Consider the following 13,182-nt stretch of genomic DNA (forward strand, 5'->3'; position numbering starts at 1 on the left):
GGACCACCCGAACCCCACCCCGGGTTCCCCCATCACCCCAACACCACCAGTCCCCGCGAGCAAACCCCCGAACCCCACCCCGGATTCACCCAACCTCCGCCCCCTCCCGCCGCCGGAGGCGCCCGACGCGCCCGAGCCGTGCAGGCACGTCGAAACCGACCAGCACCGCGGTGAGCACCGTCAACCCGGCCGCGAGCCAACCCAGCGCCGGCCCCAGCCCGATGTGCCCGGCCACCTGCGCGCCGAGCAGCGGGGCGACCGCGCCGCCGAGCGCGCCGACGTTGTAGGTGAACCCGAGGCTCGCCGCGCGGAGGCGGGTCGGGAAGTGGTCCCCGATGTACTTCGGCAGCAGCCCCGAGATCCCGGAACTCGTGCCCTGCAACACGAACAGCAGCAACCAGACCAGCACGATGCTGCCCGAGCCGAGCGCGAACGCCGGGAACACGAACACCAGCGACAGCAGCAGCCCGCCGACGTACGTCGCCCGCGTGCCGAATCGGTCGCCGACCACTCCGGCCAGGCACGAACCAGCCGCGTACCCGAGCCCGGCCCAGGTCAGCGCGTTCGCCACCTGCCCGGCGTTGTAGTGCAGCTCCGTCTTCAGGTACGTGGGCAGCAGCGACTGGATCGGCCACGAGTACAGGAACGCGCAGAACACGGTCAGCATCAACCCCACCGCCACCGGCCACGCTCGGCCGCTGATCTGCACCCCGAACACCACGAACCCCACCACGCACAGCGCGATGTACAGCGGGTACAGGCTCCCCGCGTGCCCCGAGAAGATCAGCACCAGACAGGTCGCCAGCACCACCGCCACGACCACGTTGAGCGGCGCCCACCGCCGGTTCAGCAGCGCCGACGCGCTCGTCGAGCCGCCACCGGAGCCGACCTCCTCGGCCCAGTCCTTCGCCTCGGGCAACGTGCGCCGCAGCCACAGCGCCACGAACACCGGCAGGATCCCGATCCAGAACAGCCACCGCCAGCCGAAACTCGGCACGATCAGGTCGTAGGCGCGCGCAGCGAGCACCGTGCCGATCGGGTACGCCGACAGCAGGAACCCCGTCGCGCGGTTGCGCAGCCCCTTCGGCCAGCTCTCCATCACGTACGTGCTGCTCGACCCGTACTCCCCCGCCATGCCGAGGCCGACGACCACGCGGAAGATGAACAGCGACCAGTAGTCCCAGGCGAACCCGCACAGCGCGGTGCCGACCGCGTAGAGCACGATGGACGCGATCATCGCCGGGCGGCGGCCGAAGCGGTCGCCGAGCGCGCCCAGCGCGAGCCCGCCCAGCCAGCGGGACACGAAGGCGGCCGACACCAGCGTGGACGCGGTGGCCAGCGACAGGTCGAACTCGTCGCGCAGCTCGGTGAGCACCAGCGTGATGATCACGAAGTCGAAGCCGTCGAGCAGGTAGCCGAGCCACGCTGCGCCGAACGCCTTCCACTGGCCCGGACCGAGCCGGCGGTACCACGGGTTCATGTTCCTTACCTCTTCATCGAGGGCTAGTCGTGGGACGTTGGACGTCGTATGATGATGCGGACGTTAGCCGACGATTCCGGATGGTGGCAAGAGTGCGGACACTGCGCAGCCAGGAACTGGCCGACTCGATCGTCGAGCTGATCGACCGGCGGCGCCTCGGGCCCGGCGATCCCCTGCCGCCGGAGCCGCGGCTGATGGAGGAGTTCGGCGCGGCCCGCAACTCGGTCCGCGAGGCGCTGCGCACCCTGCAGGCGCTGGGCATCGTCGAAATCCGCCACGGCTACGGCACCTTCGTCGGCGCGGCGAGCATGACCGCGCTGAGCCCGTCGCTGCTGTTCCGCACGCGCGCCCGCTCGCGCGACGACCTGAGCGGGCTGCGCGATCTGCTGGAGGTCCGGCAGATCCTGGAGACCGAGCTGACCCGCAAGCTCGCCCGGCAACGCGACGAGGAACTGCTCGAACAGCTGACCGAGCGGGTGCGGCGGATGTCCGACCCGGCCACCGCCACGGCCGCCGACGGCGAGTTCCACGAGCTGATCTGCACCGCGGCGGGCAACGAGCTGGCCGCCGAGCTGATCCGCCTGTTCTGGAGCGTCTACCGGCAGACCGAGGCGCTCATCGGGGCGCCGCGCACGCCGTCGGACGCGCTGGTCGCCAAGCACCAGCGGATCGTCGACGCCATCGCCTGCGGCGACCCGGAGGCGATCGACGACGCGGTGCGCCACCACTTCGACGAGGTCCGGAGCCGGCTCACCTGATTGTGGCGAATTCGATTTTCGCCCGAAACGAGTGAAGTCGGGTGGACGTCCGCACCGCCGCGAGAGGACCCTGGGTCCCAGGAGCAGAAGGGGTGGGGCGATGGCGACAGTGGCCGAGCAGATGGTGCGGATCCTGCGGGACAGCGGTGTGCGCCGCATCTACGGGATCGTCGGCGACAGCCTGAACCCGGTGGTGGACGCGGTGCGCCGCACGCCGGGCATCGAGTGGGTGCACGTGCGGCACGAGGAGACGGCGGCGTTCGCGGCGGCCGCGGAGGCGCAGATCACCGGGCGGCTCACCGTGTGCGCGGGCAGTTGCGGTCCGGGGAACCTGCACCTGATCAACGGCCTGTACGACGCGCACCGCAGCGGGGCGCCGGTGCTGGCGATCGCCTCGCACATCCCGTCCAACCAGATCGGCACCGGGTTCTTCCAGGAGACCCACCCCGAGCAGTTGTTCGCCGAGTGCAGCCACTTCAGCGAGCTGGTGTCGCAGGCGGAGCAGATGCCGCGGCTGCTGCGGATCGCGATGCAGACCGCGGTCGGGCGCGGCGGGGTGTCGGTGCTGAGCATCCCGGGTGACGTGTCGGAGCGGCGGGCCACCGGCTCCGCGGCCGAGACGGTGCACGTGGTCGAGCCGTCGCCCGTGGTGCCGCGGGAGGCGGCCATCGCGGAGCTGGCCGAGGTGCTCGACAGCGGCGAGAAGGTGATGCTGTTCGCCGGCGCCGGTTGCCGGGACGCGCACGACGAGGTGATGGCGCTGGCCGGCCGCCTGCAAGCGCCGGTGGGCCACTCGCTCGGCGGCAAGGAGTGGATCCAGTTCGACAACCCGTACGACGTCGGCATGAGCGGCCTGCTCGGGTACGGCGCGTGCTACGACGCGATGCACGAGGCGGACCGCGTGGTGCTGCTGGGCACGGACTTCCCGTACGACGGGTTCCTGCCGCAGGCGCGCACCGTGCAGATCGACACGAACCCGGCGCACCTGGGCCGCCGCACGCCGCTGGACCTGGCGGTGCACGGCTCGGTGAAGGAGACGCTGGCGGCGGTGCTCCCCCGGCTGCGGCAGCGCACCGACCGGTCCTTCCTGGACCGCATGCTGCACGAACACACGCGGCGGCTGGAGAAGGTGGTCGACGCGTACACGAAGGACATCGAGCACCACACCCCGATCCACCCCGAGTACGCGGCGGCGGTGCTGGACGAGGTCGCCGCCGACGACGCGGTGTTCACTGTGGACACCGGGATGGGCAACGTGTGGGCGGCGCGGTACCTGACGCCGAACGGGCGGCGGCGGGTGATCGGCTCGTTCCGCCACGGCAGCATGGCGAACGCGCTGCCGCACGCGATCGGCGCCGCGCTGTCCTCGCCCGGCCGCCAGGTGGTGTCCATCTCGGGCGACGGCGGGCTGGCGATGCTGATGGGCGACCTGCTGACGCTGTCGCTGTACGACGTGCCGGTGAAGGTGGTGCTGTTCAACAACGCGTCGCTGGGCATGGTGAAGCTGGAGATGCTGGTGGACGGCCTCCCGTCCTACGGCACGGACCACACGCCGGTCGACTTCAGCGCGATCGCCGCGGCGTGCGGGATCTGGTCGACGCGGGTCGACCACCCGGGCGAGGTGCGGTCGGCGCTGACGAAGGCGTTCGAGCACCAGGGGCCCGCGCTGGTCGAGCTGACCACGGACCCCAACGCGATGTCCATCCCGCCCAAGATCACGAGCGAGATGCTGCGGGGCTTCGCGCTGGCCGCGAGCAAGACGGTGCTGAACGGCGGGGTGGGCAAGATGGTCGAGCTGGCGCGCAGCAACCTGCGCAACATCCCACGTCCCTGAGCGTCGCCGCGGACCGGCCTCGCTCCGTGGATGCCGGCCAACATCCACGGAGCGGGCGATCGATGGCTTGATCACCTCGCGCGCGCTGCCGTCCGCGGACGGCAGCGCACGTCGCGGCAGGACTTCCGCACCTCACCCCGGCGTGACCGCCCACCGCCACGCGCGGGGCTGCCGTGGTCAGTGCGGCTCGAAGTCGGGGTAGTAGGACGCGGCCGCCTTGGCGGTGTCGACGTTCCGCGGGAAGAGGTCCGCTTCGTAGGCGCGGATGGCCGCGTCGATGTCCTCGGGCTGTTGCGCGATGGCGTTGCCGAGCCGCCCGGCGTCGAAGAGCGCCCAGTTCGCCCCTTCGCCGTCCGGCGGCGCCAGGTGGGCGGCGTCCCCGATCAGCGTGACCCCGGGGACGTGTTCCCAGCGGTGCCCGATCGGCAGCCCATACAAGGGGCGGAAAACCGGCGGGATGTCGCTGTCCGCGACCAACGCGACGAGCTCCGGCGCCCACCCCTCGAACATCGCCGCGACAGTGCGGGCGGCTGCGGGGCCGTCGTCGAAGTCGATGCCGTCGAACCAGTCGAGCGGCTTGTCGAACATGGCGTAGGAGTGCAGGGTGTCCGCGCGCTCGCGCTGCACGCCGAGACCGATGCCGGTGGTTTCGTCGTAGGCCGTCATCGAGCCGCCGCCGACCAGGGCCAGCGTGGCGGGGTGGCGGGTGCCGCTGTCGAACAGGTACGTCTCGATCATCGAGCGCCCGGCGTAGGTGGGCGTGGCATCGGACAGCAGTGGCCGGACCTTCGACCAGGCGCCGTCGGCGCCGATGAGCACGTCGGTGACGATCGTCGATCCGTCGGCGAAGGTAACTTCGTGGCAACCGTCCTCGAGGGTCCGGACGCTCCGGGTCTTGTGGCCCCAGACGACCGAGCCGGCAGGCAGGGAGTCCAGCAGCAGCTGCCGGAGCTCGCCACGCTGCACCTCGGGGCGGCCTCCGGCGGGGTCGTCGGGCACGTCAGCCAGGACGGTGCCGTCAGGCGCCACGTCGCGGGATGCCTGGCGTCCTTCGAGGACGAGGGACCGGAAGCCGTCCATCAGGCCGGCGGCACGGATCCCGTGCTGTCCGTTGTAGTCGTGGATGTCGAGCATGCCGCCCTGTCCCCGGGCCTGCGCCGACGTCTCCGCCTCGTACACCGTGGACGGGATTCCGTGCACCGCCAGCGTTCGCGCCAGCGTCAGCCCGGCAAGACCGGCCCCGATGATCGTGATCTGAGTCATGCGTGCGTTCCTTGCTGCTGATGGGTGAAGGGCGGGTCGATCCGGGATGCGAGCTGCGCCAGGAGGTCGTGGAGCCGCGCCCGCCCCTCCGCGCCCAGCGGCGCGAGGATCGACTCCTCGACCCGGTCCATGGCCTCTTCGAAACCCTGGATCAGTTCGGAGCCGGCTGGGGTGACGCGCACCCGGCGGCTGCGTGCGTCATCCTCCTGTGCCTGGCGTTCCACGAGCCCGCGGCGCTCGAGCCCGGCCAACAGCCGCGAGACACCCGGCGCACTGGTGCGCATGGCCCGCGCGACGTCCCGCTGGATGGCGTGCGGGTTCTTGGTCAGGTACGCCAGCACCGCGCTCTGCTCGTGGGTGAGGCCGCGTTCCCGGATCCAGTCTTCGGCGATGCGCCGCTGTCCCCACACGACCCACCGCATCAGTTCCAGCGTGCTCTCCCGCTCCGGCTCGCTCATAGTTAACATGGTAACTGTTGCGTAGTTAACTATCAACCGCTTAGGGTCGCGGCGTGCTGGTTCTCCGTTCGATCGCACTGTTCGTGCTGGCGGCGCTCGCCGAGATCGGTGGCGCCTGGCTCGTCTGGCAGGGTGTCCGCGAGCACCGCGGGTGGATCTGGATCGGCGCGGGCGTGATCGCGCTCGGGTTGTACGGCTTCGTCGCCACCCTGCAGCCGGACGCCAACTTCGGCCGCATCCTCGCCGCCTACGGCGGTGTGTTCGTCGCCGGCTCGCTGGCCTGGGGCGTGGTCGCCGACGGGTACCGGCCCGACCGGTTCGACATCATCGGCGCGCTCATCTGCCTCGCGGGCGTCGCGGTCATCATGTACGCCCCGCGCGGCTGAACATCGTTTCACCGACCGCGCCGGGGGTAGCAGCACAGCCGTGGGGCACGTCGTGGCGCTGCGGGCGCTCAAACTCGGGGATTTCCTCGTCACCGTTCCGGCGCTCAAGGCGATCCGCCGCGCGTGGCCGGACCACGAGATCATGTTCGCGACCTCCGGCTGGCTCAGCCCGCTCGTCGAGCTGACCGGCTGCGTCGACACCGTCCTGCCCACCCACGGCATGACCCCGCTCGACCCACGGGCCAGCCACCCCGCCGTCGCCGTCAACTTGCACGGCACCGGCCCGCACAGCAACGCCGTCCTCGACGCCCTCGGCCCCCGCCGCCGCATCGGCCACAGTGGACACGGCTGGCCAGGTCCGAAGTGGATGGACGACCTGCACGAACGCGACCGCTGGTGCCGCCTGCTCACCGAGCACGGCATTCCCGCCGACCCCGGCGACCTCCACCTCCCACCGCCCCCGCGCACCAGCCCCGCGCCGGGCGCGGTCGTCATCCACCCCGGTGCCGCCTTCGGCAGCAAACGCTGGCCCGTCGAGCGCTTCGCCACCGTCGCCCGGGCGCTCCGCGCGGCCGGTCACCGCGTGGTGATCACCGGCAGCACGTCCGACAGGACCTCGCCGCCACCCTCGCCGCGCCCGCGGACCGCCTCGCCGGGCGCACCGGCCAGCTCGACCTCGCGGCGCTCGTCGCCCAGGCCCGGCTGGTGATCTCCGGCGACACGGGCATCGCACACCTCGCCTACGCCTTCGGCACCCCGTCGGTCACGTTGTTCGGCCCCGTCCCGGCCCGGCACTGGGGACCGCCACCCGGCCCGCACCGCGCGTTGTCGGCCGACGAGCTGCGCCGCGGCGACCCGTTCTCGCCCGATCCGGACCCGGCGTTGCTGCAGGTCCAGCCCGCCGACGTGCTCGCCGCGGCCGCGGAGCTGGTTTGCGCGCCTGCGGAAGTGGTAGCCGGGAGCGGACGAAGGGAGGCGATCGTGCCGGACGAGAAGCACGACGAGCTGGCCGAGTCGAGGCAGGCATTGGCCGAGGCGAAGGAAGCGGCGCGGGACGCGAAGCTCACGCGGCCCCACGAGCAGGCCGAGCAGGAGGGCGCCCCGGCCGAACACCCGCCTCACCAGGAGGACGACGACCACTTCTCCCCCTCCTGAGGGACGCGACCTACGCGCGCACCGCCGCCGCGACCTCGGCCACCAGGCCCGGATCCGCCTCGTACGGCAGGTAGAGCGTCGCGCGCGTGAACAGGTCGCCGTAGCGGCGCCGCACCTCGGCCGCGACCTCGTCGGGCTTGCCCACCACGGCGATCGCGGCCAGCAGCTCGTCGTCGACGAGCGTGCCCATCCGCTCCCACTCGCCGCGCCGGGACAGCCGGTGCAGCTCGTCGCCCAGCTCGCCGCGGTCGTGCAGCTCCAGCACCCCGCGGTAGGCCGGCGTCGAACCGTAGAACGCGATCTGCCGCCGCGTGCCCGCGAGCGCGGCGGCGATCTCGGCGTCCGACCGGCCGGTCACCACCATCGGCGAGCCGACCAGTTCGAAGCCGTCCAGCGAGTCCCGCCCGGACCGCAGCGCCGGCACCGTCACCTCGCGCAGGTACCGCTCGGTGGTGAAGCCGTGGCACAGGAAGCCGTCCGCGACTTCGCCCGCCACGCGCGTCATGCCCTCACCCACGCCCGCGAGCAGAACCTTCGGCGGACCGTACGGGTGGGGCTGCGGCGTGAACATCGGGGTCATCACCGTGTGGGTGTAGAACTCGCCGCGAAAGTTGAGGCGCGCGCCGCTGTGCCACGTGTCCCAGATCGCCCGCAACGCCAGCACGAACTCGCGCATCCGGGCGACCGGCTGCGACCACGGCATCGAGAACCGCCGCGTGACGTGGGTCTTGATCTGCGTGCCGAGGCCGAGCAGCAACCGTCCGCCGGAGAGTTCCTGCAGGTCGTTCGCGGTCTGCGCGACGGTCATCGGGTTGCGCGCGAAGGCCACCGCGATCGCCGTGCCGAGCGTGACGCGCTCGGTGACCGTGGCGCCGAGCGCGAGCGGCAGGAACGGGTCGTGCTTGACCTCGGTGGTCCACACGCCGTCGAAACCGTCGCGCTCGGCCCGCCGCATCGTCTCCCGGGAGTCGGCCGGACTGGAGAACGGGACCGCGAAATCGACCTTCACCCGCCGAACGCTACCGCCTGCGGTTCCGGAACAGGCACTCCTGCGCGAGGCTCGCCAGCAGCACGCCGTCCCGCGTGCGCACGGTGCCGGTGTACCAGCCGCGGCCGCCCGCGACGCTCTGCGGCACCAGGTCCATGTGCACCCAGTCGTCGAGGCGGCCCGGCCGGTGGAACCACACCGCGTGGTCCAGGCTCGACGACGCGGACGCCTCCTCGTTGCCGAAGGCCGCGACGCCGGACGAGATGTCCGACAGGTAGGTCAGGACGCAGGCGTGGATGAGCGGGTTGTCGGGCAGTTCGAGCTTGCAGCGCGCCCAGAAGCGCGTCGGCCACTGGCCGTCCGGGTAGGGCTGCGGCGGCAGCGCGCCCTGCATCGAGAACAGCCGCGGCATGCCGCCGCCGGGCAGCTGCTCCGGATCGCCCTCGGGACGCTCCGGGTGCGCCTCGCGGTCGACACCCTCCTCGCGGCGGTGGAAGGACGCCGACATGTTGAAGATGACCTCGCCGTTCTGCACGGCGACCACCCGGCGGGCGGAGTAGGAGCCGCCGTCGCGGTCCCGGTCGACGTGGAAGATCGTCGGGCGCGTGGCGTCACCCGGGCGGAGGAAGTAGCCGTGCAGCGAGTGCGGCAGGCGGTCCTCCGCCACGGTGCGCCCGGCCGCGGCGAGCGCCTGCGCGGCGACCTGGCCCCCGTAGAGCGGCAGGGGGTCGTCGAACACGAGGTTGGCGCGGTAGAGGTCGCGGTCGATCTCCTCGAGGTCGAGCAGGTCGGCCAGGGTGGGCTCGTCCACCGCTTTCTCACTGACGGCGTGCATTACCGCACGGTAATACAGGAAGTACGCGCGGGCAGGCGCTGGTAGACGGGCATCACAACGGGCGGGACGCCCCTGCCCGGGGGACACTGAACCGCATGCGGCGACTCGACGAAGTCCGATCCGGGCCAACGCTGGCCGAGCACGTCGCCGCCGCGCCGCTCGTCGACCACCACGTGCACGGCGCGTTCACGGTCGAGCTGGAGCGGGCCGAGTTCGAGGGGCACCTCAACGAGGGTTCGCCCGACCCGATCCCGCCGTGGATGACGCAGTTCGACTCGCAGCTCGGGTTCGCGGTGCGGCGGTGGTGCGCGCCGGTGCTCGACCTGCCCGAGCACGCCCCCGCCGACGAGTACTGGAAGCGCCGCACCGAGCTGGGTGTGGCGGAGGTGACGCGGCGGTTCCTCGGCGGCGCGGGGGTGAGCGACTGGATCGTCGACACCGGGTACGCCACGAGTTCGCTGCTCGGGCTGGAGGGCATGGAGTCGGCCTCCGGCGCGCGGGCGCACGAGGTGGTGCGGCTGGAGGCGCTGGCCGAGGAGATCGCGCTGGAGAACGTGTCCGGGCGCGACTACGCCGACGCCTTCACCGCGCGGCTGGCCGCGCGGGCCGAGAACGCGGTGGGGGCCAAGTCGATCCTGGCCTACCGCACGGGCTTCGACATCGACCTGACGCCGCCGTCGCCGGCCGAGGTGACGCTGGCGGCGGACCGGTGGCTGGACACGGCGGGCGACGAGCCGCGGCTGGACGACGAGGTGCTGATCCGGTTCGGCCTGCACGCGGCGATCTCGCGAGGCCTGCCGCTGCAGCTGCACACCGGGATCGGCGACCGGGACCTCGACCTGCACCGCGTCAACCCGTTGCACCTGCTGGACTTCCTGCGCGCGACGCCGGACGTGCCGGTTCTGCTGCTGCACTGCTACCCGTACCACCGCGAGGCCGGGTACCTGGCGCAGGCATTCCCGAAAGTGCACTTCGACGTGGGGCTGGGCATCAACCACACGGGGGTGCGCAGCGTGGCGGTGGTGGCGGAGTCGTTCGAGCTGGCGCCGTTCGCGAAGCAGCTGTACTCGTCGGACGCGTGGGGGCCGCCGGAGCTGCACTACCTCGGCGCGCTGCTGTGGCGCCGCGCGGTGACCACGACGTTCGGCCGGTGGGTCGCCGAGGGCGACTGGTCGGAGCCCGACGCGCGGCGCGTGGTGACCATGATCGCGCGCGACAACGCGCGGCGCGTTTACCGGCTTTGAGCGCGTAGTGAGCCGGCGCGGGGCCGCCACACCGCAGCACGGCAAGCCGCGTGGCGACCATGCGCCACGACGAGCCCGCCCGGCTCAGCGGCCTCAGCCACGCGATGCGGCAAGGTCCCGCCGCTCACCAGCCACGGCCCGCGTCGCGACACGGGCCGGCCGCCGCGGCTCACCAACCCGCGCCCCTGTAGCTCACCAGCCCTGGCCGCGCAGCCGGTCGAGCAGGCGGCGGTCCCGCTTCGTGGGGCGGCCCGCTCCGCGTTCGCGGCGGGCGACCGGCGTCAGGGCCTCCGGCGGGGGCGCCGGGGTGCGGTCGATGTAGCACGCGGCCGCGTCGGGGGCGCCCACCCGCTTTTCGATGACGCGCACGACCTCGACGATCCGCGTCCGGTCATGGACGCGCGCCCGCACGGTGTCGCCGGGGTGCACGCCCGTCGCGGGCTTCGCCGGGCGGTCGTTGACCCGCACGTGCCCGCCGCGACAGGCCGCGGCCGCGTCGGATCGGGTCTTCGTCAGACGGACCGCCCACAGCCAGCGGTCCACGCGCGTGGACTCCATGGTCATCCATCTTGCCTCGCCGGCGCCTTGACCGGCAGGATCGCCACCAGCCCGGCCGCGAGGATCAGCACGATCCCCGCCATGCCGGCGCGCTGGCTGTCGAAGATCGCGATGAACCCGCTGAACGCCAGCGGCCCCAGGAAGCTCACCGCCCGGCCGGTGGTCGCGTACAGGCCGAACGCCTCGCCCTCCCGCTCCGGCTCGACGATGCGCGCCAGGAACGTCCGGCTCGCCGCCTGCGCCGGGCCGAGGAACACCGACAGCGCCAGCCCGCACACCCAGAACGTCGCCTTGCCGGGCAGCGCGGTCAGCGCGACGCCGATGATCACCAGCGCGATCAGCGACGTCACGATCACGGTCTTGGGCCCGAGCCGGTCGTCCAGCCGGCCACCGCTGACCGCGCCGATCCCGGCGGTCACGTTCGCCACGATCGCGAACATCACGACCTCGGTCTGGCTGAACCCGAACGTTCCCGCCGCGACCACGCCGCCGAAGGTGAAGATCGCGGTCAGGCCGTCGCGGTAGATCGCGCTCGCGGCGAGGAACCACAGCGTCCGCCGGTCCGTCCGCCACAGGTGCGCCAGCCGCTTGGCGAGCACCTTGTAGCCGGAGAGGAAGTTGCCCCTGGCCTGTTCGCGGGACGGCGGGTTCTCCGGCACGAACAGCAGCACCGGCAGGGCGAACACCAGGAACCACACCGCCACGAACAACGCCACCGCGCGGATGTTCAGGCCGTCCTCGGAGGTGACGCCGAAGAGCCCGACGTCCGGCTGCACGAACGCGAACAACACGATCGCGAGCGCGATGACACTGCCGAAATAGCCCATGCCCCAGCCGAAGCCGGACACTCGGCCCATCGTCTTCGGCGTGGACACCTGCACGAGCATCGCGTTGTAGTTGACCTCGGCGAACTCGAAGAACACGCTGCCGACCGCGAGCAGGATGAGGCCGGCCAGCAGGTAGGACGGCTCGTCCTGGACGAAGAACAGCCCTGCGGTGCAGGCGATCGCGATGGCGCTGTGGATGCCGAGCCAGAGCTTGCGCCTGCCGCCGACGTCGCTGCGCTGCCCGGTGACCGGGGCCAGCAGGGCGACCGCCACACCGGCGATCGTCAGCGCGACGCCAAGCGCTTGCGACCCGCTTTCCGTGTCGGCGGCGACACCGTCGGTGAGGTAGACGGAGAAGACGAACGTGAGGATGACGGCGCTGAACGCGGACGCTCCCCAGTCCCAGAACGCCCAGCTCAGCACGGCTTTGCGCGCGCCCGGCGAGGCCTTGGCGGTGACGGTCACGGCATGATTGTCCACGAGCCGGATGAACCGCGCCGCCCGGCCGGGTGAACGGCGTCACGCCCCGTCGCGGTGGTGCGCGGGCTAGCGACTTGGATGTCTGGAGGGGGCCGAGTCGGTGCCCGGAAGGGCAAGACGGCGGCGGGGTTTGACGGTGGGGGCAACGGGGTGCGGCCCCGGGCCGCGCTAAGCCGGGGGGCGGGATTGCCGGGCGGCCGTTGGCCGGTGGGGCGACACGTGGGCGGGGGGGCGGGGTTGCCGCGCCGAGCGGCACTCGGGCGGTGGGGCGGCTTGCCGAGCCAGGCGGGCAGTCACCGGACGGAGCGAATCGCCGCGCTGGACGCGGCGGTCGGCCCGTGGGGCGGCGGGGGGCAGGTTGCCGCGCCGAACGGCACTCGGACGGTGAGGCGGATTGCCGAGCCAGGCGGGCAGTCACGGGACGGAGCGAATTGCCGCGCTGGACGAGGCGGTCGACCGGCGGCGCGGTGCCGCCTCAGGCGCGGCGGCCGGCACTTGCAGCGGTGCCGCGTGGGGCACGGCGGCCCGTGGGGCGGCGGGGGGTGGCCGCGCCGAGCGGCACTCGGACAGTGAGGCGGCTTGCCGAGCCACGCGGGCAGTGACCCGGACGGAGCGAATTGCCGCGCTGGACGAGGCGGTCGACCGGCGGGGCGGTGCCGCGTGGGCGCGGCGGCCGGCACGTGCAGCGGTGCCGCGTGGGGCACGGCGGCCCGTGGGGCAGTGCTGCATTCAGGCGCGGCGGCCCGGGGGGCGGTGCTGCCCCAGGCGCGGCGACCCGTGGAGCGGCGGTTGGCTGCGGCAGTCACCGGGGTGCGGCGGCAGTCACCGGGGTGCGGCGGCGGTCGGCTGCGGCGGTTACCGGTGCGGCGGCGGTCGGCTGCGGCGGTTACCGGTGCGGCGGCGGTCGGCTGCGGCG

11 protein-coding genes and 1 pseudogene are annotated in these 13,182 nt (G+C 72.5%); 5 read left to right on the forward strand and 7 right to left on the reverse strand.

The annotated features are described in order from the left end of the window. Nucleotides 1-85: 85 nt before the first annotated feature. Entirely contained in the window at nucleotides 86-1,480 is a 1,395-nt protein-coding gene (locus L2C96_RS41900; protein WP_020422832.1) for a sialate:H+ symport family MFS transporter, read from the reverse strand. A 92-nt stretch (nucleotides 1,481-1,572) separates the two neighbouring features. Here L2C96_RS41900 and L2C96_RS41905 point away from each other — a divergent pair, with 92 nt between their 5' ends. Together L2C96_RS41905 and L2C96_RS41910 are read left to right on the forward strand one after the other, a co-directional pair. Further along, entirely contained in the window at nucleotides 1,573-2,238 is a 666-nt protein-coding gene (locus L2C96_RS41905) for a FadR/GntR family transcriptional regulator (protein WP_020422833.1), read from the forward strand. A 100-nt stretch (nucleotides 2,239-2,338) separates the two neighbouring features. Beyond that, nucleotides 2,339-4,072: a pyruvate dehydrogenase gene (locus tag L2C96_RS41910; protein WP_237340034.1), complete on the forward strand. Its 1,734-nt coding sequence runs from the start codon at nucleotides 2,339-2,341 to the stop codon at nucleotides 4,070-4,072. 177 nt (nucleotides 4,073-4,249) lie between these two features. Here the strand turns inward: L2C96_RS41910 and L2C96_RS41915 are convergent, their stop codons facing one another. Together L2C96_RS41915 and L2C96_RS41920 are read right to left on the reverse strand one after the other, a co-directional pair. Then, nucleotides 4,250-5,335, reverse strand: a complete 1,086-nt coding sequence (locus tag L2C96_RS41915) for an FAD-dependent oxidoreductase (RefSeq protein WP_237340035.1) — start codon at nucleotides 5,333-5,335, stop codon at nucleotides 4,250-4,252. Then, nucleotides 5,332-5,793, reverse strand: a complete 462-nt coding sequence (locus tag L2C96_RS41920; RefSeq protein ID WP_237340036.1) for a MarR family winged helix-turn-helix transcriptional regulator — start codon at nucleotides 5,791-5,793, stop codon at nucleotides 5,332-5,334. The genes L2C96_RS41915 and L2C96_RS41920 overlap by 4 nt, the downstream gene beginning before the upstream one ends. A gap of 53 nt (nucleotides 5,794-5,846) precedes the next feature. On the opposite strand from L2C96_RS41920, the gene L2C96_RS41925 reads away from it, so the two are divergent. Both L2C96_RS41925 and L2C96_RS41930 read left to right on the forward strand, forming a co-directional pair. Then, nucleotides 5,847-6,179 (forward strand): YnfA family protein, encoded by a 333-nt coding sequence (locus tag L2C96_RS41925; protein WP_237340037.1) that lies wholly within the window; start codon nucleotides 5,847-5,849, stop codon nucleotides 6,177-6,179. A 367-nt stretch (nucleotides 6,180-6,546) separates the two neighbouring features. Continuing rightward, nucleotides 6,547-7,334 (forward strand): annotated as a pseudogene (locus L2C96_RS41930) (glycosyltransferase family 9 protein). Nucleotides 7,335-7,344: 10 nt separating this feature from the next. On the opposite strand, the gene L2C96_RS41935 reads toward L2C96_RS41930, so the two are convergent. Both L2C96_RS41935 and L2C96_RS41940 read right to left on the reverse strand, forming a co-directional pair. Then, entirely contained in the window at nucleotides 7,345-8,343 is a 999-nt protein-coding gene (locus L2C96_RS41935) for a TIGR03617 family F420-dependent LLM class oxidoreductase (protein ID WP_237340038.1), read from the reverse strand. A gap of 10 nt (nucleotides 8,344-8,353) precedes the next feature. After that, entirely contained in the window at nucleotides 8,354-9,157 is an 804-nt protein-coding gene (locus L2C96_RS41940) for an acyl-CoA thioesterase (RefSeq protein WP_020422840.1), read from the reverse strand. Nucleotides 9,158-9,252: 95 nt separating this feature from the next. On the opposite strand from L2C96_RS41940, the gene L2C96_RS41945 reads away from it, so the two are divergent. Then, the gene (locus L2C96_RS41945) at nucleotides 9,253-10,401 is read left to right on the forward strand and encodes an amidohydrolase family protein (RefSeq protein WP_237340039.1); all 1,149 of its coding nucleotides are present in this window, start codon (nucleotides 9,253-9,255) and stop codon (nucleotides 10,399-10,401) included. Nucleotides 10,402-10,593: 192 nt separating this feature from the next. On the opposite strand, the gene L2C96_RS41950 is transcribed toward L2C96_RS41945, so the two are convergent. Further along, complete coding sequence (locus L2C96_RS41950; RefSeq protein ID WP_237340040.1) at nucleotides 10,594-10,959, reverse strand: RNA-binding S4 domain-containing protein; 366 nt, start codon at nucleotides 10,957-10,959, stop codon at nucleotides 10,594-10,596. A gap of 2 nt (nucleotides 10,960-10,961) precedes the next feature. Beyond that, nucleotides 10,962-12,251 (reverse strand): MFS transporter, encoded by a 1,290-nt coding sequence (locus L2C96_RS41955; protein ID WP_237340041.1) that lies wholly within the window; start codon nucleotides 12,249-12,251, stop codon nucleotides 10,962-10,964. Between the last annotated feature and the right edge of the window lie 931 nt (nucleotides 12,252-13,182).

This window comes from Amycolatopsis tucumanensis (assembly GCF_021654135.1).
Taxonomy (GTDB): domain Bacteria; phylum Actinomycetota; class Actinomycetes; order Mycobacteriales; family Pseudonocardiaceae; genus Amycolatopsis_E; species Amycolatopsis_E tucumanensis.

Excerpts from the sequence above, each read along its gene's own strand:
- L2C96_RS41945 (WP_237340039.1), top strand. The coding sequence starts at position 9,253 with ATGCGGCGACTCGACGAAGTCCGATCCGGGCCAACGCTGGCCGAGCAC.
- L2C96_RS41900 (WP_020422832.1), bottom strand. The coding sequence starts at position 1,480 with ATGAACCCGTGGTACCGCCGGCTCGGTCCGGGCCAGTGGAAGGCGTTC.
- L2C96_RS41915 (WP_237340035.1), bottom strand. The coding sequence starts at position 5,335 with ATGACTCAGATCACGATCATCGGGGCCGGTCTTGCCGGGCTGACGCTG.
- L2C96_RS41920 (WP_237340036.1), bottom strand. The coding sequence starts at position 5,793 with ATGAGCGAGCCGGAGCGGGAGAGCACGCTGGAACTGATGCGGTGGGTC.
- L2C96_RS41940 (WP_020422840.1), bottom strand. The coding sequence starts at position 9,157 with ATGCACGCCGTCAGTGAGAAAGCGGTGGACGAGCCCACCCTGGCCGAC.
- L2C96_RS41950 (WP_237340040.1), bottom strand. The coding sequence starts at position 10,959 with ATGGAGTCCACGCGCGTGGACCGCTGGCTGTGGGCGGTCCGTCTGACG.
- L2C96_RS41910 (WP_237340034.1), top strand. The coding sequence starts at position 2,339 with ATGGCGACAGTGGCCGAGCAGATGGTGCGGATCCTGCGGGACAGCGGT.